Annotated in this window: 22 protein-coding genes; 15 read left to right on the forward strand and 7 right to left on the reverse strand. The window is 72.7% G+C overall.

All coding sequences use genetic code 11. The annotated features are described in order from the left end of the window. Nucleotides 1–21 precede the first annotated feature (21 nt). Nucleotides 22–405, reverse strand: coding sequence for a helix-turn-helix domain-containing protein (locus ACFYV5_RS05340; protein WP_355110123.1), 384 nt, complete (start codon nt 403–405; stop codon nt 22–24). Nucleotides 406–470: 65 nt separating this feature from the next. Between ACFYV5_RS05340 and ACFYV5_RS05345 the strand changes: the two genes are divergently transcribed. The 13 genes from ACFYV5_RS05345 to ACFYV5_RS05405 all read left to right on the forward strand — a co-directional run bounded on the left by ACFYV5_RS05345 (nt 471) and on the right by ACFYV5_RS05405 (nt 8,788). Then, nucleotides 471–1,076, forward strand: a complete 606-nt coding sequence (locus ACFYV5_RS05345; protein WP_389164600.1) for an NAD(P)-dependent oxidoreductase — start codon at nt 471–473, stop codon at nt 1,074–1,076. Further along, the gene (locus ACFYV5_RS05350; RefSeq protein WP_389164603.1) at nt 1,073–1,504 is read left to right on the forward strand and encodes a nitroreductase/quinone reductase family protein; all 432 of its coding nucleotides are present in this window, start codon (nt 1,073–1,075) and stop codon (nt 1,502–1,504) included. The genes ACFYV5_RS05345 and ACFYV5_RS05350 overlap by 4 nt, the downstream gene beginning before the upstream one ends. Before the next feature lie 91 nt (nt 1,505–1,595). Next, nucleotides 1,596–2,393, forward strand: a complete 798-nt coding sequence (locus ACFYV5_RS05355) for a VOC family protein (RefSeq protein ID WP_355109601.1) — start codon at nt 1,596–1,598, stop codon at nt 2,391–2,393. 125 nt (nt 2,394–2,518) lie between these two features. Continuing rightward, nucleotides 2,519–2,998: a cation:proton antiporter regulatory subunit gene (locus ACFYV5_RS05360; RefSeq protein ID WP_355109599.1), complete on the forward strand. Its 480-nt coding sequence runs from the start codon at nt 2,519–2,521 to the stop codon at nt 2,996–2,998. 5 nt (nt 2,999–3,003) lie between these two features. After that, nucleotides 3,004–4,182, forward strand: a complete 1,179-nt coding sequence (locus tag ACFYV5_RS05365) for a cation:proton antiporter (protein ID WP_389164608.1) — start codon at nt 3,004–3,006, stop codon at nt 4,180–4,182. Between the two features lie 87 nt (nt 4,183–4,269). After that, complete coding sequence (locus tag ACFYV5_RS05370) at nt 4,270–4,446, forward strand: hypothetical protein (RefSeq protein ID WP_389164611.1); 177 nt, start codon at nt 4,270–4,272, stop codon at nt 4,444–4,446. A gap of 51 nt (nt 4,447–4,497) precedes the next feature. Continuing rightward, complete coding sequence (locus tag ACFYV5_RS05375; RefSeq protein ID WP_355109593.1) at nt 4,498–4,824, forward strand: DUF427 domain-containing protein; 327 nt, start codon at nt 4,498–4,500, stop codon at nt 4,822–4,824. A gap of 61 nt (nt 4,825–4,885) precedes the next feature. Beyond that, complete coding sequence (locus tag ACFYV5_RS05380; protein WP_389164615.1) at nt 4,886–5,329, forward strand: hypothetical protein; 444 nt, start codon at nt 4,886–4,888, stop codon at nt 5,327–5,329. 93 nt (nt 5,330–5,422) lie between these two features. Next, nucleotides 5,423–6,178: a sporulation protein gene (locus ACFYV5_RS05385; RefSeq protein WP_389164617.1), complete on the forward strand. Its 756-nt coding sequence runs from the start codon at nt 5,423–5,425 to the stop codon at nt 6,176–6,178. A gap of 15 nt (nt 6,179–6,193) precedes the next feature. Then, the gene (locus ACFYV5_RS05390) at nt 6,194–6,982 is read left to right on the forward strand and encodes a class I SAM-dependent methyltransferase (protein ID WP_389164621.1); all 789 of its coding nucleotides are present in this window, start codon (nt 6,194–6,196) and stop codon (nt 6,980–6,982) included. After that, nucleotides 6,961–7,413, forward strand: a complete 453-nt coding sequence (locus tag ACFYV5_RS05395; protein WP_389165084.1) for a DUF664 domain-containing protein — start codon at nt 6,961–6,963, stop codon at nt 7,411–7,413. The genes ACFYV5_RS05390 and ACFYV5_RS05395 overlap by 22 nt, the downstream gene beginning before the upstream one ends. A 68-nt stretch (nt 7,414–7,481) precedes the next feature. Then, nucleotides 7,482–8,201, forward strand: coding sequence for a helix-turn-helix transcriptional regulator (locus tag ACFYV5_RS05400; RefSeq protein ID WP_389164624.1), 720 nt, complete (start codon nt 7,482–7,484; stop codon nt 8,199–8,201). A 32-nt stretch (nt 8,202–8,233) separates the two neighbouring features. Continuing rightward, nucleotides 8,234–8,788: a DUF3291 domain-containing protein gene (locus ACFYV5_RS05405; RefSeq protein ID WP_389164627.1), complete on the forward strand. Its 555-nt coding sequence runs from the start codon at nt 8,234–8,236 to the stop codon at nt 8,786–8,788. 91 nt (nt 8,789–8,879) lie between these two features. Here the strand turns inward: ACFYV5_RS05405 and ACFYV5_RS05410 are convergent, their stop codons facing one another. From ACFYV5_RS05410 to ACFYV5_RS05425, 4 genes are all read right to left on the reverse strand, one after another. Continuing rightward, the gene (locus ACFYV5_RS05410) at nt 8,880–9,056 is read right to left on the reverse strand and encodes a hypothetical protein (RefSeq protein WP_355109585.1); all 177 of its coding nucleotides are present in this window, start codon (nt 9,054–9,056) and stop codon (nt 8,880–8,882) included. A 75-nt stretch (nt 9,057–9,131) separates the two neighbouring features. Next, nucleotides 9,132–12,263 carry a LuxR C-terminal-related transcriptional regulator gene (locus tag ACFYV5_RS05415; protein ID WP_389164631.1) on the reverse strand — a complete coding sequence of 1,044 codons (3,132 nt, stop codon included), beginning with the start codon at nt 12,261–12,263 and terminating at the stop codon, nt 9,132–9,134. Nucleotides 12,264–12,509: 246 nt separating this feature from the next. Further along, complete coding sequence (locus tag ACFYV5_RS05420) at nt 12,510–13,325, reverse strand: alpha/beta hydrolase (protein WP_389165087.1); 816 nt, start codon at nt 13,323–13,325, stop codon at nt 12,510–12,512. 260 nt (nt 13,326–13,585) lie between these two features. Next, entirely contained in the window at nt 13,586–14,842 is a 1,257-nt protein-coding gene (locus tag ACFYV5_RS05425) for an MFS transporter (RefSeq protein ID WP_389164633.1), read from the reverse strand. A 131-nt stretch (nt 14,843–14,973) separates the two neighbouring features. Between ACFYV5_RS05425 and ACFYV5_RS05430 the strand changes: the two genes are divergently transcribed. Continuing rightward, on the forward strand, nt 14,974–15,900 hold the full coding sequence (locus ACFYV5_RS05430) for a LysR family transcriptional regulator (protein ID WP_389164636.1): 927 nt from the start codon (nt 14,974–14,976) through the stop codon (nt 15,898–15,900). Between the two features lie 470 nt (nt 15,901–16,370). Here ACFYV5_RS05430 and ACFYV5_RS05435 read toward each other — a convergent pair whose 3' ends face one another. After that, nucleotides 16,371–17,222: a hypothetical protein gene (locus tag ACFYV5_RS05435; RefSeq protein WP_389164640.1), complete on the reverse strand. Its 852-nt coding sequence runs from the start codon at nt 17,220–17,222 to the stop codon at nt 16,371–16,373. Between the two features lie 226 nt (nt 17,223–17,448). Between ACFYV5_RS05435 and ACFYV5_RS05440 the strand changes: the two genes are divergently transcribed. Next, on the forward strand, nt 17,449–17,889 hold the full coding sequence (locus tag ACFYV5_RS05440) for a hypothetical protein (protein WP_389165090.1): 441 nt from the start codon (nt 17,449–17,451) through the stop codon (nt 17,887–17,889). A 26-nt stretch (nt 17,890–17,915) separates the two neighbouring features. Here ACFYV5_RS05440 and ACFYV5_RS05445 read toward each other — a convergent pair whose 3' ends face one another. Then, nucleotides 17,916–18,557 carry a maleylpyruvate isomerase N-terminal domain-containing protein gene (locus ACFYV5_RS05445; RefSeq protein WP_355109573.1) on the reverse strand — a complete coding sequence of 214 codons (642 nt, stop codon included), beginning with the start codon at nt 18,555–18,557 and terminating at the stop codon, nt 17,916–17,918. Nucleotides 18,558–18,832 lie beyond the last annotated feature (275 nt).

The following is an 18,832-nucleotide window of genomic DNA, read 5'->3' on the forward strand; positions in this document are numbered from 1 at the left end:
CGGCGCAGCGGCCGGGGGCGATCAGTCGCCCCCGGGCATGCCCGCCTCCTGCGCGTCGATCAGCTCGTCCCAGTGCTCCCGCGTCCACTCGCAGGCGGCGTCCAGCGGTCCCAGCAGCCCCCGGCCGAGCGGGGTCAGGGCGTACTCGACACGGCGTTCCGTGCCCTCGTACTCCTCCCGTACGACGAAACCGTCCCGTTGCAGCCTGCGCAGGGACTGGCTCAGCGACTTGGCGGTGACGCCACGCAGCGGGACCTTCAGCTCGGAGAACCGGCGCGGGCCGTCCTCCAGGCAGCGCAGGATGAGCGTGGCCCACTTGTCGCCCACGCGGAACGGCACCATCGGGGACGGGCAGACGGGGTCGAACATCTCGGGGTCCAAGGGGGCCCGTTCGGCCTGCGGCATCGTCATGATCCACACCGTAAGGCGGTATCCGATCGGAAACCAGCCCTCGGCCTACGCTCCTGCCCATGGAAGCGAAGAGCAACAGGATCATCGTCTTCGGGGCGGGCGGCCGGGTCGGCCGGGCGGCCGTGGCGGAGGCCCGGAGGCGGGGCCACGAGGTGACGGCGGCCGCGCGGGCCGACGGGAACGTGACGGACCCGGCGGCCGTGGCACGGCTCGCGGCCGGGCACGACGCGGCGATCGTCGCCGTGTACGACTCCGAGGCGTGCCCCGGTGAGTTCTTCCCCGGGGTCGCCCGCGCCCTCGCGGAGGGGCTCCCGGCGGCCGGGGTGAAGCGTCTGGTGTCGGTGGGGCTGGCGTCCGTACTCCCCACCGCCTCCGGGGACTTGCTGATGGACAGCCCCGGATACCCGCAGGAGTGGCGGGAGTTCTACGTCGGCCACGGCGCCGGCACCGAGGCACTGCGGGCGGCCGCACCGGAGGCGTTGGACTGGGTGGTGCTGAGCCCGGCGGGGGACTTCGACCACGAGGGCGAGCCCTCGGGCGGGTACGCGTTCGCCCCGGCAGCCGCCGACAGCCGGATCACCCACGGGGACTTCGCCCGCGCGCTGCTGGACGAGGCCGAAGCCCCGACTCTGCACCGGACCCACGCGGGAGTGTCCGCCGTATGACCGACACGATCCACGACAACCCGACCCCCTGGGTCGCCGACCACATCCGCCGCTTCGAGGAGACCGGCGGCCGCCCCCGCCCCGGAGTGGCCGACCTGCTCCTGACCACCCGGGGCCGTAGGTCCGGTCTGCTGCGCCGTACGGCGCTGGCGTACGTCCGGGACGGGGACGCGTACGTCCTGACGGCGTCCAACGCGGGCGCGGACCGCCACCCGGCCTGGTACCTGAACCTCTTGGTCACCCCGGAGGTCACCCTCCAGGTCGGCGCGGCCACCTTCCCGGCGACCGCCCGGCCCGCCACGGCGGCCGAGTCGGCCCGCCTGTGGCCGGCGGTGGTGGCCGCGATGCCCTCGTACGCGAACTACCGCACGGCGACGACCCGGGAGATCCCCCTGGTCCTGGTCACCCCGACGATGCGAGCCGGCTGACCGGGGATCGCACGGATGACCAGGCCGACGGGCGGGTGTCAGTGCCGGGTGCCAGGCTGAGGTGACACCTGCTCTACGAAAGGGAACCGCCGTGATCACCACCGACTTCGTCCCCGGCTCGCCCTGTTGGCTGGACCTCGGCGCTCCCGACGTCCGGGCCGCCGCGGCCTTCTACGGCGCGGTGCTGGGGTGGGACTACGAGTCCATGGGTGAGGGGGAGGAGAGGGAAGGCGGCATGTTCCGGAAGGACGGCAAGACCGTCGCCGGGCTGGGAAAGCTCACCGAGGAAGGGGCGCGCTCGGCCTGGATGATCTACTACTGCGTCACCGACGCGGATGCCACGACCCGGGCCGTCGAGAACGCGGGCGGCACGGTGCGGGTGGCGCCGATGGAGCTCGACGACTGGGGCCGGATGGCACAGTACAGCGACCCGCTGGGGGGCCAGTTCGCCGTCTGGCAGCCCGGGACGAACAAGGGCGTCGACCGTGTGGACGAGGTGGGCTCCCTGTCCTGGACCGAGCTGTACACGAGCGACGCCGCGGCTGCGAAGGACTTCTACGGCCGGGTCTTCGGCTGGCAGTTCAGTGACATGGAGCTGCCGGGCGGCGGGGGTACGTACTCCCTGATCACGCCCGCCGCGCTGCCCGAGGAGCGTATGCAGGGCGGCGTCATGGAGCTCGGCAAGGAGGACCTCGCTCTGACGAACGGACGGCCGTACTGGCACCCGGTCTTCAACGTCGCCGACTGCGACGCCGCCGTTGCCAAGGTCACGGAGAACGGGGGCAGCGTGCAGATGGGGCCGGAGGACGCGGAGGGCGTCGGCCGCCTGGCCGTCTGCCTCGACCCGTCGAACGCGGACTTCGTGGTGCTGACGCCGGCCGAGAGCTGAACCGGCCCTCGACCCACGGGGGAGGAACCGACTGAAGGTGACGTCAGCGGCGGAAGGCGGCGTCGCGTGACCCGCACGGACGCTCCACACGTGCCGTCCTCCCGGCGCCGCCCGAGGATGGGCAGATGGACGTCACCGAGGTGCTGCTGCCCGGCGTGGGCCTGCGCTACGAGTTCATCAACCACCGGGGTGACCGGGTAGGTGTGGTGGCCAGGCGCACGGGCGACTTCGAGCTGGTCGTCTACGAGGCGCGGGATCCGGACGAGGGCCGGTCGGTGCTCCAGTTCAACAGCGAGGAGGCCGACGCGGTCGCGGAGATCCTGGGCGCGCCACGCATCGCGGAGCGGTTCGCGGACCTGACCAAGGAGGTCCCCGGTCTCGCGTCGGGGCAGGTCGAGGTGCGGGCGGGCAGCGCGTACGACGGCAGGCCGTTGGGTGACACGCGGGCGCGGACACGGACCGGAGCGTCGATCGTCGCGGTGGTGAGAGGCGAAGAGGTGATCGCCTCGCCCCCGCCGCGAGAGGTTCTCCGGGCAGGGGACATCCTGGTGGTGATCGGCACCCAAGAAGGCATCACGGGCGTGGAACAGATCATCCGGGGCTGAGGGCCGTGCACACGCCGGTCGCGCTGCTGCTGGAGCTCGGAGTCATCCTCGCCGCCCTGAGCGTGCTGGGGACACTGGCCCGGCGCCTGACGCTGTCGCCGATCCCGCTCTACCTGCTCACCGGGCTCGCCATCGGGGAGGGCGGGATCGCACCTGTCCCGGCGGCCGGTGAGTTCGTCGGGACCGGGGCCGCCATCGGCGTCATCCTGCTTCTCCTCGTGCTCGGTCTGGAGTTCTCGCTGGCCGAGTTCGCGGTCGGGATGCGGCGGCATGTGCCGTCGGCGCTGGTCGACGCGGCGCTGAACGCCGCGCCGGGCGCGGTCGCCGGCTGGCTGCTCGGCATGGACGGCATCGGGATCCTCGCCCTGGCCGGCGCCACGTACATCTCCTCATCCGGCATCGTGGCGCGCCTGCTGTCCGACCTGCGCCGGCTCGGCAACCGGGAGACGCCGGCGATCCTGTCGGTGCTGGTCCTCGAAGACCTCGCCATGGCCCTCTATCTGCCCGTCCTCGCCGTCCTCGCCTCCGGCGGACTGTGGTGGCAGGCGATCCTGGGCGTGCTCGCCGCCGTCGGCGCGGTCCTTGCCGCGTTCACCGTCTCGTACCGATGGGGACACCATGTCGGCAGGCTCGTCTCCCACCCCGACGAGGAACAACTGCTGCTGCGGGTCCTCGGCCTCACCCTGATCGTCGCCGCGCTCGCCGAACTCGTCCACGCCTCGGCCGCCGTCGGTGCCTTCCTGGTCGGGCTGACGCTCACGGGGGAGACCGCGATCCGGACGCGCGCCGTCCTCAGTCCCCTACGGGACCTGTTCGCCGCCGTGTTCTTCCTGGCGATCGGGCTGTCCGTCGACCCCGCCGAACTGCTGCCCGTGCTGCCTGCCGCGCTCGCCCTGGCCGCCGTCACCGCCGTCACGAAAGTCCTCGCCGGCCGGTACGCGGCCTCCCGCGACGGGGTGGGCCGACGAGGCCAGTGGCGTGCCGGGACCGCGCTCGTCGCCCGCGGCGAGTTCTCCCTCGTCATCATCGGACTCGTCGGGACCATGCACGGCACGCTGGGCCCGCTGGTGACGGCGTACGTCTTCATCCTCGCCATCGCCGGCCCCCTCCTCACCCGCCTGGCGGGCGCCTTCCCTTTCCGGACCGGGCCGGCGGCCGGAACGAGCCGGCCAGGGAGCCATTGACCGAGTTTCCCCGACCACGAGGATCGGCTGCTGGTGAGCCGGGAAGTCTGGTCGGCACAGTCCTCCGCCTGCCCGGAAGTAGCCGTCATGCCTCTCACCCTTGTGGTGCTCGCCCTGTGGGCCCTCGCCTTCCTGACGTTCAACACCGTCGTCGCCGAGACACTGGCGTTTCCGCTGGCCACGGCGACGGCACTGGTGGGCATGGTCGAAATACGCCGGGACCGTACACGACCCGCCAGGGGCGAGAACCTCGCAGGTGGATGACATAGCGTCGAACGTGCAAGGCCTTTGATGCCCAGGCGAGGGAGGCAGGCCATGATGCGCGCGGTGTGGAACGGCACGGTGATCGCGGAGGCGCCGCGCACAGTCGTGGTGGAGGGCAACCACTACTTCCCGCCCGAGTCGCTGCGCCGCGAGTTCTTCGTCGAGAGCCGGACGACGTCGCTGTGTTTCTGGAAGGGGATCGCCCGCTACTACGACGTGAGCGTCGGCGGGCAGAGGAACCCGGACGCGGCCTGGTACTACCCGAGGCCCAGCCCCTTCGCGCGACGAATCAAGAACCATGTCGCGTTCTGGCAGGGCGTCGTGGTGGAGGGCACCCCGGAGCCGGCGGAGAGCGGCGGGAGCGGGTCAGCGGCGTAGAAGGCGGCGCGGGTCGACTGCCGCCTGCATCGCCACGGCCGAGGCCCGCCGGACCGCGGAGGTGTTCCGACGAGCCCTCGACGCCCTGCTGCCCGCGGGGCCGCCGGCTCGGCGCGTCGTCAGGACCGGACCGGGACTGCCCGCCCCTGACGCGGACGCCGACATCCTCCTCGTACCGGCCCATCCGCAGACGGGGGAGACCTGGACCCCTGCCGGTCCGGCCGCGTCGGCATACTCGGTGCCGCTGCCGTTCGGGGTGTGGCTGTGGCTGGTCTCCCCCGAGCCGTACCTGCCCGTCCCCGCGTCGGGCGGCATGCCCGACGGCGTCCTCCGCGACGACCCGCCGGCGCCGCGCTCCCCTCACCTGTTCCGGGCCGACTCGGTAGCGTTCCGACGCACCCTGGTCCGGCTGCCGGCCGCCCGCAGCCCGTGGCTGCGCGTACGCGCGCAGGGCCGGACCATACGGCGGGGACGTACGTCGCGGTCGCGGCTCGACGTTCGGTGACGTGTCTGGTCGATCATGTGCCCGACGGGGCGTTCCCGCCTACTCTTAGGCCTTGTTGATCGACCGGGGGGTCGGTCGGGGAGGGGATCTGTCATGGCATTCCGCAAGCTGCTGAGCGCACTCGGCATCCAGGCGCCCAGCATCGAGACGGTGGTCGATAACCCGGCCGTGCGCCCTGGGGAGACGCTGCGCTGCGTCGTGCGCGTGCGGGGTGGTGGTGCGGCCGTCGACATCGAGCGGCTGCGACTCGACGTGGTCGTACGGGCAGAGGACCACGAAGCTGACGGCTCGACCGCCTGGCAGCACCCCCACCCGGTGGCCACCGCCGAGGTGGGCGGTTTCCGGCTGGGCGCGGGGGAGACCATCGTCCGCGACGTCACCTTCCAGGTGCCCTGGGAGATGCCGCTCACCCACGGGCGGGGCGTGCGGTTGCCGGGCGCGCGGGCCGCGGTCCGTACCGAGTTGGTCATCGATGACGCTGTGGACAAGGGTGACTTCGACGAGATCGCGGTCCACGCCCTGCCCGCCCAGGACGCGATTCTGCAGGCGTACGAGACCCTTGGTTTCCGGCTCCATGAGGCCGAGGTGAAGGTGACCGCCGAGCCCTGGCCGGCGGTCATGGAAGATCGCAGGACGCAACCGTACTGGCAGGAGATCGACTTCTTCTGTCCCGAGTCCTGGAGCCGAGGGCGGGAGGAGCTCGAGACGGTCTTCATCACCCGGGAGGATTCCCTCGATGCGCATCCCGGCGGCAATCCGCCCGTCACCTTTGTCTACGCCGACCTGGAGCAGCAGGTCTGGACGGAGGCACTGGGCAAGCATGTACGTCACTGCTGGGGCATGGACTAGGTTCCGTCCGCGACGATGGAACGCGTAACCGATGGGCCGGAGCGTCTCGCCCGGCCTACCGATCCCGCCCAGGTGAACGACTACGACAGCTTCGCCGAGGCGTACTCGGCGGAGAACGAGAACAACCTGGTGAACGCGTACTACGAGCGGCCCGCGATGGTGGCCCTCGCCGGAGACGTGGCAGGCCGTCGGGTCCTGGACGCCGGCTGCGGCTCAGGTTCCCTGTCCGCCGCACTGCGCGACCGCGGTGCGGTCGTCACCGGTGTCGACGCCAGCGCCGAGATGCTGGCGTCGGCAAGGCGGCGGCTCGGTGACGGCGTGGATCTGCGCGTGGTCGACCTGAGCGGCCGTCTGCCGTTCGACGACGGTGCGTTCGACGACGTGGTCGCGTCGCTGGTGCTGCACTACCTGGAGGACTGGGAGCCGACACTGGCCGAGTTGCGGCGAGTGCTCAGGCCCGGCGGCCGGCTGATCGCGTCGGTGGAGCACCCATTCGTGGCCTATACGTTCCAGGAGCCTCGGCCCGACTACTTCGCGACCACCAGCTATACCTTCGACTGGACGTTCAACGGGCAGTCCTTCCCGATGAAGTTCTGGCGCAGGCCGTTGCACGCGATGACCGACGCCTTCGCCACCGCCGGCTTCCGTCTTTCCGTCATCAGCGAGCCGCAGCCCGACCCTGCGGCCCGTGAGCTGTTCCCCGACGACTTCCACGCCCTCTCGACCGGAACCTGCTTCCTGTTCTTCGTCCTCGAGGTACCGATGGTGGCGGCGGACTCGGACTGCGGGCCGGTCGGCGGATGAGGAGGGGAGCCGGAGCCACCATGGAGATGAAGTGCGCCGGCCTGGACGCCGAACAGATGGCCCGGCGCGCCGTGCCGCCGTCCACGATGTCCTTGCTCGGCCTGGTGCGGCACATGGCCGAGGATGAACGACACTTCCGCCGGCTGGCCGGTGAAGACTCACCGAGGATCTACCGCACCCCCGAGGACCGCGACGGCGACTGGAACGGCGCGACCGCCGACCCGGCGGTCGTGGAGGACGCCTGGCGTCAGTGGCGGGCGGAGAGGGAACTGACCGACCGGTTCCTGGCGCGCTTCGCGGACCTCGGCACTCCGCCCGGTGGGGAGGCCCAGCTTCGCGACCTCCTGGTGATGCAGATCGCGGAGTACGCGCGGCATTCCGGCCACGCCGACCTGCTGCGCGAGCGGATCGACGGCCGAGTAGGCCAATAAGTGCCGCGTCTCCTGGGGCGTGGGGCCAGGCTTCTATCTCCAACCCGTGTTGTTCCTAGAATGGCCAGGTGGAGGACATCGACGCGATCGCAATGTTGCAGGATCCGGTACGGCGCCGCCTGTACGAGTACGTGGCGGCACAGGGCCGCGAAGTCGGCCGTAACGAGGCGGCCGAGGCGGCCGGGGTGGCGCGCACGCTCGCTGCGCACCATCTGGACAGGCTGACTGAGGCCGGGCTGCTGGAGAGCGGTAGCCGCCGCCTGACGGGCCGCTCGGGGCCGGGGGCGGGCCGTCCAGCCAAGGTGTACACGCGGGCGCAGGCCGAGCGGTCGGTGTCGCTGCCCGCGCGTGACTACCGGACCGCCGCCGAGCTGCTCGCCGAGGCCGCCGAGCAGGCCGGGCTCGACGCCGGGCTCTGCACGGCCGCGCGTCGGCGGGGTGAGGCCCTGCGCGGCACGGCGGCGCCCTGTGGAGGCCTCGAAGAGGCCATGGAGATGCTCGCCGCCCGCGGCTACGAACCGCACGTGGAAGGCGTGGAGGGCGCGGAGAGTGTCGACGGCGTCGAGAGGGAAGCCGGAGCGGCCGCACCCGTCGTTCGTATGCGCAACTGCCCCTTCCATGCCGTCGCCGAACGCTTTCCGCCGCTCGTCTGCGGCATGAATCTCGCCCTGCTGGAGGGGCTGCTCGGCACGGGCGGTCCCGTCCGCGCTCGCATGGACGCCCGGCCGGGGGAGTGCTGCGTGGTGGTCGAGTCTTCGGTCGAGTCTTCTAAAAACAACGGATATTGACATAGAAATGAGGGCCATGCTGGGATGAGGGCATGACCGCATCCACGCATGCCGCTCACCTCGCCCAGCTCAACGTCGCCACGCTCCGCCATCCCTTCGACGACCCACGCGTGGCGCCGTTCGTCGAGATGCTCGACCCGGTCAACGCCGCCGCCGACGGTGCGCCCGGCTTCGTATGGCGGCTCGTGGAGGAAGGAGCGGCCGACGCCACCGGCCTGCGCCCGGCGGGCGAGGACGTCATCGTCAACCTGTCCGTGTGGGAGACGCAGGAGGCCCTGTGGGACTTCGCCTACCGCAGCGGGCACCTGGAGGTGATGCGCCGACGCCGCGAATGGTTCCAACGGCACGTCGAGGCGCACCTGGTGCTCTGGTGGGTCCCCGCCGGCCACCTCCCGACCGTCGGCGAGGCCCTGGAACGGCTGGCGGAACTGCGGACGAACGGACCGTCTCCGCGCGCGTTCACCTTCGCCTCCTCCTACACCGCCGACGAGGCCGCCCAGCACCTTCAGGTGGTGCCGCCGGCGCAGCCCGAACAGGCCGCCGCGAGCGCGCGGCCGACCCCTGCCGCGGACTCGGCGTCGGTCTGAGGCTGGGGCGCTCGGGCATCCTCGGGAGGGCCGACGGCCGGGCCTGTGAACGCCGGGTGGCGTTCACAGACCCCGTCGACGGGTTGTGGGGTCAGCAGGAGGTCTCGTCGGCCCACGCCCAGAAGATCGTTCCCCGGGCCGAGTAGCAGTGGGTGGTGTGGGGCTGGGCGTCGCCGAGGTGCCTCTCGTCGAAGTGCGACGTGGACGGGTGCCTGTACCAGTAGAGGCGGACGTCACGGGAGTCGCCGGGAGCCTTGAGCGGTCCCACGGTGAATCCCGGGGATGCGAAGCCAGGCGTCCAGGACGGGGTTTACGGGAGCGGATCCTGGGCCGATGACCGGCCTCAGGGGTTCGTCGTCCCCTCCTCCGCCCGGCGGAGCGCATGCGAGAGTTCGACCCGGGAACGGACGCCCAGCCGGGCGAAGACGTTCCGCAGATGGTGGTCGACCGTCCGCGGGCTGATGGACAGCCGGTCCGCGATCTCCCTGTTGGTCGCGCCCTCCGCGGCGAACCGTGCGATGCGCTGCTGCTGCGGTGTCAGGCCGTCCGCCGTGACGGGCGAGCGGGGCCCGCCGATCGCTCCGCCGGTGGCCCGGAGCTCCGCCCGGGCCTGGTCCGCCCAGACTCCGGCGGCCGCCCGCTCGAAGGTGACCAGTGCGTCGCTCAGCCGGGCACGGGCCTCCAGCGGACGCCTGCGCCGCCGGAGCCATTTGCCGTACGACAGGAGGGTCCGGGCACGCTCGAAATCGCTGCCGGACTCGTCGTGGCACCGCATCGCCTCCCCGTACCAGTACGCGGCCTCCTCCGGCTCCGCCAGCACCGCCCGGCAGCGCGCCAGTTGGGCCGGTGCGTGCGGATCCACCCCTCCCGCCGCCCAGACGGCGAACTCCTCCGCCGCGGCCCGTGCCTCACCCGTCCGGCCCGCCGCTTCGGCCGCCTCGACGTAGCAGGGCACGGCGAGCATCCGCAGGGCGAAGTGCCCGCCCCGGGGCCCCGGCCCCACGAGCTGGGCGAGGCGGGCCGCGGCCTGTGCCCCGAGACCCCGGGCCAGGTCCGCGCGGGCCAGCGCCCATTCCGCGAGGGTGATCGCCTGAGCGAGTCCGTGCGGCCGGGCGCGTTCGAGGGCCTTCTCCGCGTGTTCCTCGACGGCGTCCGGGTGGCCGGTGACCGACGCGACGAGGGCGAGTACGGCGTGCTGATGGGCCGCCATGTTGCGCTGTCCGGTGAGCCGGGACGCCTGGAGGGCCTCGCGGGCGTGCGCTCCCGCGCGGGCGTGGCGGCCGGCCCGGAGTTCGGCGTAGGCCAGGTACTCCAGCACGCGCGGCAGCAGGGCCGTACGGCGCTCCGCCCTCACCACCGCCAGGGCGCGACCGTGGATGCGGGCCGCCGACGCCATGTCCCCCAGCACGAGTGCGGCGGAACCGGCCCGCAGCAGGATCCTCGGGTCGTCGGCCTCCCCGTCGCGCGCCACCACGCGCGCCAGGGGAGCACGTGCCTCGGGCAGTCGGGCGGCGAGCGCCGCGCGCATGCCGTCGAGGAAGTCCCGCTCGGCATCCGCCGAGGCGCCACTGTGACGCTCGCCGACCTCGTAGCCATCGCGGGAGCCGGAGCCGGAGCCGGAGCCGGAGCCGGAGTCGGAGCCGGGGCCCCAGTCCGAACTGTCGGTGTCGTCGTCGGCGTCGCCGAGGGCGATCAGGCAGGCCACCGGATCCCCGGCCGCCCAGGCGGCCTCCATGGCCAGAAGACGAGCGTCCGCGGCCTCGGCCGGGGCTTCGGCCTCGAGAAGCGCGGCTGCCAGGAGCAGCGCCTGGTGGGCGTCGGCGACCGGCCCGTCGGCGAGCGCGGTCAGTCCGCGCGCGAGCTCCGCCCGCCCCCGGACCACGTCGGTGCGCGCGTGGACGCCTTCGGGGGCGCGGAAGCGGTCCGCCCGGTGCCGTAGACCGGGAAGCAGCGGGAACGCCTGAACCGCCGTCGCCCTCCCCCTGCCGGTGCGGCCGTCGCTCGCGCTCGCGGTACGGGGCGCGGGCACCGCCCCCCGCGCGGCAGCGGCGCGGTCGGGGTGCGCGTCCCGCTTCGGGCGGGACGGTTCGGCCAGTCGGACGGCGCGGCCGGGGGAAGCGTCCTGCCGGTGAGGTACGGAGCGGGGGCGCGGCGGCGGGTCGTCATCCTGCTCCACCGTGAACAGGGCGCGGGTCGAACGCCTCCATGCCACGGGTGTCGTGGCGAGCACAGCACGCCGGAGGAAGGGGTCCGCGAAGCGGAGGGTGGTACGGGTCTCCTTGAGCAGTCCGTCCGCGATCAGGCTGTCGAGAGCCTCGGGCGAGGTGCGGGCGGCGCGGGCGGCGGCGAGGACGGCGGAGGCCTCGACCGCCCGTCCGCGCGGGTCCGAGTCCCACGGTTCGGAGGCGAACCCGTCCCCACCCGGCCTCTCCGACTCGCGCGCCGCTGACCTGGGCCAAGGCCCGTCCGACTCAGGCCCCGCCGACCCGGGCCTCTCGAACTCAGGCCCGCCCGTCACCGATCCGTCGAGCCCCAGCTCGTGCGCCTCCCGCCCCTGAGCCCAGACCGAGCCGCCCCCTCCCGACGCGCCCTCTCCCGACGCGGCGCCTCCCGACGCGCCCCTCGCCACTCCGGCCGCCCGCACCACGCGCTCGTCCGGTCCCTCCTGCGGGCCGTCGCCCGCCACCGCCACGAGTGCGAGCAGGCGCCTGCACTCCACGGGCAGGGAGTCCAGGAGCTTGCCGTAGACCTCGCCGAGCACGCTCCCGTCGGTCAACGAGCGCGGCAACGGTTCCGCGCCCGCGAGCTGCGCCCAGGACAGGCGCCGGGTCGCCGCGGCCAGGATGCCGGGGTGTCCCGCCGCCTCCCGGAGCAGCCGTTCCCGTACGGGCTCCGCCGCGGGCACCGGGCACAGATCGTCCAGCAGCGCGCTCGCCCCGGCCCGGTCGAGGCGTTCGAGTCGCAGGACCGTCGCCCCCCGTACGGCCGGTGGGCGGTGATGTCGGGCGAACGAGACGATCCAGCCCACGCCCGGCAGGCCGCCTCCGGGGCTCCACGCCGAGGCGAGAGCGGCACGGGAGTGAGCGTCCCACAGGTGATGGTCGTCGACGCAGAGCAGCAGGCGCCGTCCGGGCGAGAGCCGGGAGAGCGCCTTCACGAGGCCGTCCGGGCCCCGCGCGGCCCGCAGCGCGTGCCGTACCTCCGCAGGCGTGCTGCCGAAGACGGACAGCAACGCCCGCACTCCGCTCCACGGCACGCGGTTCCCGGGCGGCGCGGGCACCAGGTGCGCCACGCCGTCGAAGTCCCGGACGGCCTGGGTGAGGAGCGCCGTGCGCCCCATGCCCGGGCTGCCGGTGATCAGCAGAACGCCGCCGGAACCCGCGTACACACGGGCCGACAGAGCGGCCACGGCGGCGAGTTCGGTTCTTCTGTCGTGCAGCCGCGGAGAAGCGGCCGCGCCCGTCCCTCCGCTCACGGGCGTCACGTTACTGCTCCGTAGGTTTCCACGGAAGAGCCCGCACCCCGGTCGGTGGCACCCCGCACCCCGATTCCTCACGGGTACGAAGCCGAGCGCCGGCGCGGGTGTTGGGGTACGGCCCAGGCGCAGGGGCCACACCCTGTGAGCGTGCACAAGGGCGTGGCCCCGGCACCCGGGCGGACACGCGCCGGATGCCGGGACCAGGGGCGGGGCGGCCCGGAGCAGGGACGCCCCGGGCCCAGGTCAGGAGCCGTGCGGGCAGGTGCCGCGGTACTCCTCGATCGTCAGGCTCGGCCGCGGGATCGGGCAGAGGAACTGCTCGTAGCGGGTGTCGTTGTCGATGAAGCGCTTGAGCCAGGAGACGCTGTACTTCGCGATCGTCGTGTCGGAGCTGTTCGGCGTGAAGTGGCTGGCGTTGTTGAGCTCGAGGTACGCCTTGTCGAGTGAGCTCGGCAGACTCTCGTAGAACGGCTCCGAGTGGCTGGCGACGGGCGCGACGGTGTCGCCGTCCGCGCCGATGACGAGCGTCGGTGTCGCGATCTCCGGCCAGGTCTTGTCCGTGTTCCAGCCGGTCAGCGGGATGGCGGCCTGAAGGGACGGCCGGCTCTTGGCCGCCTCCAGGCTGCCGCCGCCGCCCATCGAGTGGCCCATCACGCCGAGTCGGGTGCTGTCGATGCGGCCCCGGACCGCGCTGCGCTCGGTCAGGTAGTCGAGCGCGGCGAGGAGCTGCCGGCCCCGGCTCGCGGGCTGGTCCATCGTCGTGTTGGTGTCGATGGTGAAGACGACGAAGCCCTGGGAGGCCAGGCGCGGCCCGAGCCAGGCGATGGACGACTGGCTCGCGGTGAAGCCGGGGGAGATCGCCACCGCCCCGAACGTGCCGTCGGCGGTCGAGGTCGGGTAGTAGATGGTGCCACCGCCGAAGCCGGTGACGGCGAGGGAGGAGACGCTGGACTCGGCGACGGAGTACGGGCCGCGCAGCGCCTCGATGCTCGCGGTGGTCGGAGCGGGGCCCCTCTCGTACGGGTTGTCGGCGGCCTGGGCGCCGGGCGCGGTGAGCATGGTGAGACAGCAGACGGCGGCCGCTGCGGCTGCGGCGAAGTGTCGTTTCACGACGGAGTCGTCCTCTCGTGTCGTGTACGGCTCCGGCCGGCGGGGGCCGTCGCGGAGCCGTGGAATGACTGGTTCGGCCAATGTCCGGGCAGCGGGCGTTCGAGGCATCGGCAGAACCACCGGTTACGGGCCGGTGGTTGAGGCCCGACGGAGGCCGACGGCGGCCCGACGGCGGCTCCGGCGGTCCAGCCGGTCCTCGGGGGACGGCCTCAGACAGGACCGACGACGTCCTTCGCTCCGGCCCCGCGCCTGCCCGGCGGCGCCTGCTCGCGGCGCGGAAGCAGCAGCGGAGTTGCCAGGAGGAGGACTCCGGCGACCGCGATGGCGGCGCGGGGGCCGGCGACGGCGGCGAGCAGTCCCCACAGCGCGGTCAGGGCCGCGATGGCGGCGTTGTTGCTGATCGACCAGGCGGCCAGGGTGCGGGCGACCCGGTCGGGGCCGGTGTGGTCGAGCCGGTAGGTGGCCAGTACGGGGTTGAACAGGCCGCAGCAGGTCACCAGGCAGAACTGGACGGCGATGACGAGGACGATCCCGGGGACACCGGGCTGGACGAACGCCAGCCCGAGGGGCCAGCACACACGGAGCGTGCCCGCGGTGCGCATCACCTCGTGCCGCCCGAACCGCGCCACGAGCCGGTGCGCGAGGCGCGAGCCGATGAGGCCACCGATGCAGGGAGCCGCGAACACGAGACCGTATTGCCAGGGCGCGAACCCGAAGTGGTCCAGCAGGAGTACGGCGAGCAGCGGCTCGGACGCCATGATCAGGCCGTTGACCGCGATCGCGTTGAGGAACAGCGGGCGCAGCGCAGGGTGGGCGAGGATGTGGCGCCACCCTTCGAGCAGATCGCGGGCGTGCAGCCGCGGTGCACCGCTCCGCGCGGGGCGCGGTTCCGTCCCGCCGATGGCGCGGATGCCCAGGGCCGAGAGCAGGTGGCTCACGGCGTCGGCGACCAAGGTCGTCACCGGACCGAACAGCCCGATCGCGGCCCCGCCGAGCGGGGGACCGACCATGGTCGCGGTCCATGTCGTGGCCTCGAAGCGGCTGTTCGCGACGAGCAGGTCCTCCGGCGGCACGAGTGCTTTCAGATAGGCACCGCCGGCCGCCCTGAAGGCGATGTCCGCCGCGGCGACGACGACGGAGACGACGAGGAGTTGGGTGAAGCCGAGCCGGCCGAGTGCGAACGCGGCGGGGACGCTCATCAACGCCGCGAACCGGGTCAGGTCCATCGCCATCATGACCGGCCGTTTACGGCGGAACTCCACCCACGGGCCGAGCGGCACCGCCACCACGGCCCCCACGGCCCGGCCGGTGGCGGCCAGCGCGGCCACCTGGGCCGGCCCGGAGTCCAGCACCAGGACCGCGATCAGGGGCAGGGCACCGAACCCGAACCCTGTCCCGTACGAGCTGACCGCGAACGCCGCCCACAACCACCCGAACCGCCTCCCCAGCGCCCGCCTCCTCGCCATGCCCCGCACCCCTCGCCGACCCGGACAACCACACGCTGACCGTGGGCATCCAAGCGAAGAGCAGGTGTCCGGATCAAACAACGATCAGCGAGGAGAGCACAACCATCCGTTGTGCGGATATCGTGACCGGCATGGATCTCGACGCCGTGCGCACCTTCGTGATCGTCGCGGACGCCGGGCGGTTCCAGGACGCCGCTGTCGAGTTGTCGATCACCCAGCAGGGCGTCTCGAAGCGCATCGCCGCGCTGGAGAAGCGCCTCGGCGCGCGGCTGTTCACCCGCACGGCGCGCGGAGCGAAGCTCACCATCGACGGACAGGCGTTCCTGCCCCACGCCCGCGAGCTCCTACGGGCCGAGGAGCGGGCGATCAATTCCGTACGACCAGGCCGCCGCGCGCTGCGCGTCGACGTGATCGGCCGACGGCTCGCCCCGGCATCACTGCTGCGCGACTTCCACCGCGCGCATCCCGGGATCGAGCTCGACGTCGTGACCCTCTTCGACGCCGACGCGGCCATCGACGCCGTCCGGTCCGGCACGATCGACGCGACCTTCCGCGCCGTCACCACGCCCGGCGGGCACCTCCCCGACGACATCGGGGTCGCCCGGGTCTTCGACGAGCCCGTTCAGCTCCTGACCGGTCCTGCCCACGAACTCGCGGGCGTCCGCGCGGTCACGCCCACCGGCCTCGTCGGACACCGGATCTGGATGCCCGGCATCGTTCCCGGAACCGAGTGGGCCGCCTACTACGAAGCGCTCGCCACCGCGTTCGCTCTCACCATCGAGATCACCGGCCCCGACTTCGGCACCGAGCCGCTGCTCGACACGATCGCCGACTCCCGATCACTGGCGACCCTGGTCGGGGAGCGGACCCGCCTCGTCTGGCCCGCCGACCAGGGCCTGCGGCGCATCGCCGTGAAGGATCCGACGCCGGTCTACCCGCACTCCCTGCTGTGGCACCGCGACAACCCGCACCCGACACTCGCCGCGCTCCGCCACCACCTCTTCTCCGGGCGGCTCGAACACTCCGACGCCGCTCTCTGGACACCGGCCTGGGCATAGGAGCCACGACCAGCGCGTCATTCGGGCGTGCCGCTGCCGCCGCCCGCCTGACGCCCCCCCCCGGCACCGAGCTGTCCCATGGCACGCGCGCCCTCACGGTCTGGTCGGAGCCGGGCCTGTTCCACTTCGCCTGCGCCGAGGAGGGTGAGCAGCGGTACTCCTTCACGGTTCACAAGGCCGAGCGCCACCGGACGGGCACACTCCCCGCCGCGCTCCGCCGCGATCATCTGTTCCCGGACCCCGCGGGGCCCGGCCCCGACCGCTCGGACGAGTGCCGTGCCCTGGACGCGATAGCGGCGATGTCCGGGGTGTCGCTGCCCGAATTCGCTCTGAACGAGGGCGGGTTGCCCACGCTGCCGACACGGCCGTGGATCAGACCGCCGGGGCCGGGGGAGGCGTACACGACGATCACGGCCAGGTAGGCCGCCCAGGTGCAGTGGGCCGGTGCCACGGGGAGCCTGCGATCAAGGTCAGGAGGCGGGCAGGCACACCACGAGCACACAGATCTCCGACGGCGAGGTCGAGATCAGCTTGGTGGTCGCCTGTGACGTTTCCGATCCCGTGGTGCCGGTGCCGGTGCCGGTGCCGGTGTCGGCGCCTGTGCTGTCCGAGGCCGCGGGTGCCTCTGCCGGAGCTGCGGTGGCATCCGAGCCGCTCGCGCGGTCGAGGGCCGTTTGTGTGGAGGCCGGCGACGTGCTCTTCGGCTGGGAGACCGGGGCCGGCTTCGTGTGTGTCGAGGAGGCGGGCCCACGCTGGGTGTTCGACGGAGTCGTGGGCGGGGCGACCGTGGCGGACTGCCGGCGAGGGACGTCCGGCGTGGGCTGCTCGTCCTGAGGCGTGGACGAGGAGGGGCGGGTGTGCGGAGGTATCGACGCGGGGCGGGCGTCCTGCGCCGACTGCTCCTCGACGGTGTCCACGCCCGGGTCCTGTGGTGCCGTGGCCGCCTGCGCCCGGTCGCCGGCCTGCCGGTCCATCGCGCTCACGGTCAGACCGCCGCCCACGAGTGCGACGGCGGTCGCGACCACCGCCCGGCGCTGGTTCTTCTTCCACCGGGCACGCTGTCTGCGCCGTGCCGCCCGTCCCTCGGGTGCGATCGGCACGCCCTCGAGATCCTCGGGCGCGTCGCTCCGAAGCGTCCGGTTCGGCTGCGTCCCGACCGCGGCCTCACGCGTCGTCACCGACGTCGCCGATGCCGTCGTGCCCGATGCCGAGACGAGGCGACCGTCGGCGACGACAGGAGCGATGTCCGGGGCGTAGGCGCCGCATCCGGGGCAGACGAGGGCGCCGTTGAGATGCCGACGACACGAGGAGCAGTAGTCCATCTCGGGTCTTCCTGAGTTGACAGGCCGCCGACCCGGTGGGGCCACGGCTCGATCACGTTCGCAATCGGAATCACGCGGCGAGTCACGCTAACGGAGTTTTCGAAAGACTGTGCGCAGCCTGTGTGGTGCTCCTGTGGGGATTCTCCGGGGACCTCTCCTCCAACTGAAGGCCCTCCTCGAACCGAGAGGCAACGCGCGGTCGTCGAGCCACGTCCTTCAGGGCGTGATGGAACTTCTCGATTTCCCCGGCTCCGACGACGAGGAAGCGGTGGCTCGCGGCCCGCTGCGGCGCCACGCGTTGTGGTTGGTGGGTATCACCGCCCTTGGGGTGGGCCTGGGTTGGGGCACTTCCCTGTTCCGTGTCGGACCGGAGGAGTACGGACTGCCGTCTGCCGCTCCAGGGGTGGTCTGGCCCTACCTGTGCGTCTGGATCGCGACTGGTCTTGCGGTCGCAACCGCGCTGCGCGCCGCCGCTTCCCGGGTTCCCGTCTACGCGCCGGGGCGGATCGCAGCCTTCCTCACGCTGCTGGGCACCCGGCTCTCGCTGGGTTGGCGGCCGGACGCTCCCGCGCTGGGTGCGTTGGTCGCGGCCGCAATCATGGCGGCGGCCGTGTGGTGCGTGCTGGCGCTACGCTCCGGCACGCGGTCGGGAGAGCACACCTCCTGACGGGAGGGCGGCCGGACCGTGACCGCCTACAGCACGCGCAGGGCCTGATCGACGTCCCGCTCGCGCCTGGCCAGCGCGTGCAGGACGGCCCGGTCGCCGTGCCGATCGCGCGCGGCGGCGACGAGCACGTCCACCGCGATGGCCAGTGCGGCATCGGGCACCTCGCAGGGGTGGTCCACGCTCAGGGCCAGGTCGTCGACGTGCACCGCCAACTCGACGCAACGGGTCTGAAGGTAGCCGTCGAGCAGCATCTCCTCGCCCGGTCGGTGGAGAACGGCCACCCTCCGGTCCACCGGCTCCTCGTCCAGCCGCTGCGCCAGCCGTTCCCAGGCGGCCCGTGCCTCCTCGGCCATCTGGGCGGGGCCGGCCGCGGCTGTTTCCTCGCTCCGCGCACGAACTCCGACGTTCAGCGCCGAAGCCGGCTCCGACGTGCCGACGAGCCGCCCGTAGTAACGCACCGGCGACACCGGTTCCGCGCCGAGGATCTGACCGTCGAGGAACCACTCGACCTGCAGAACACTGCGCGCGAGGTGACCGGCCAGCCCACCCACCGACATCCCCGGCAGCACGGACTCCGTCTCCCAGCGCCGGGCCACCTGCTCGGTGGCGAGCAGACGGACAGCGCTCTCGGCGGCCCGCAGATATGCCTTCCGTATCCCATCGGTCATGCCGGCCATTGTCTCCGTATCAAGATCACAACGGCTGGTGCGTCCGCCCCGTGGACGGGATGCGGGAGGGCGTCTGCTGCGGCCCCGGCACGCAGGTCGGGCACCGGTCGCGGCACTCGCTCCTCCTGACGGACGACGGTCCCGCCGCTCACCGGAAGCCACATCGCCGCGCTCGGGACCTGACCCGGGCCTGACCCGGCCCGTCTTCGTGCATACCGGGCCGCGGAGGGGAAACCCGCACCATGGCGGACACCCGCGCGCCCGAAGGGTGCCCG

It is taken from the genome of Streptomyces sp. NPDC003035 (assembly GCF_042888285.1).
Taxonomy (GTDB): Bacteria; Actinomycetota; Actinomycetes; order Streptomycetales; family Streptomycetaceae; genus Streptomyces.

Bases quoted from the DNA above. Each gene is read 5' to 3' on its own strand.
- ACFYV5_RS05340 (WP_355110123.1), bottom strand. From the start codon at position 405: ATGCCGCAGGCCGAACGGGCCCCCTTGGACCCCGAGATGTTCGACCCC.
- ACFYV5_RS05345 (WP_389164600.1), top strand. From the start codon at position 471: ATGGAAGCGAAGAGCAACAGGATCATCGTCTTCGGGGCGGGCGGCCGG.
- ACFYV5_RS05350 (WP_389164603.1), top strand. From the start codon at position 1,073: ATGACCGACACGATCCACGACAACCCGACCCCCTGGGTCGCCGACCAC.
- ACFYV5_RS05360 (WP_355109599.1), top strand. From the start codon at position 2,519: ATGGACGTCACCGAGGTGCTGCTGCCCGGCGTGGGCCTGCGCTACGAG.
- ACFYV5_RS05370 (WP_389164611.1), top strand. From the start codon at position 4,270: ATGCCTCTCACCCTTGTGGTGCTCGCCCTGTGGGCCCTCGCCTTCCTG.
- ACFYV5_RS05375 (WP_355109593.1), top strand. From the start codon at position 4,498: ATGATGCGCGCGGTGTGGAACGGCACGGTGATCGCGGAGGCGCCGCGC.
- ACFYV5_RS05385 (WP_389164617.1), top strand. From the start codon at position 5,423: ATGGCATTCCGCAAGCTGCTGAGCGCACTCGGCATCCAGGCGCCCAGC.
- ACFYV5_RS05390 (WP_389164621.1), top strand. From the start codon at position 6,194: ATGGAACGCGTAACCGATGGGCCGGAGCGTCTCGCCCGGCCTACCGAT.
- ACFYV5_RS05405 (WP_389164627.1), top strand. From the start codon at position 8,234: ATGACCGCATCCACGCATGCCGCTCACCTCGCCCAGCTCAACGTCGCC.
- ACFYV5_RS05420 (WP_389165087.1), bottom strand. From the start codon at position 13,325: ATGCTCACCGCGCCCGGCGCCCAGGCCGCCGACAACCCGTACGAGAGG.
- ACFYV5_RS05425 (WP_389164633.1), bottom strand. From the start codon at position 14,842: ATGGCGAGGAGGCGGGCGCTGGGGAGGCGGTTCGGGTGGTTGTGGGCG.
- ACFYV5_RS05430 (WP_389164636.1), top strand. From the start codon at position 14,974: ATGGATCTCGACGCCGTGCGCACCTTCGTGATCGTCGCGGACGCCGGG.
- ACFYV5_RS05435 (WP_389164640.1), bottom strand. From the start codon at position 17,222: ATGGACTACTGCTCCTCGTGTCGTCGGCATCTCAACGGCGCCCTCGTC.
- ACFYV5_RS05440 (WP_389165090.1), top strand. From the start codon at position 17,449: ATGGAACTTCTCGATTTCCCCGGCTCCGACGACGAGGAAGCGGTGGCT.
- ACFYV5_RS05445 (WP_355109573.1), bottom strand. From the start codon at position 18,557: ATGACCGATGGGATACGGAAGGCATATCTGCGGGCCGCCGAGAGCGCT.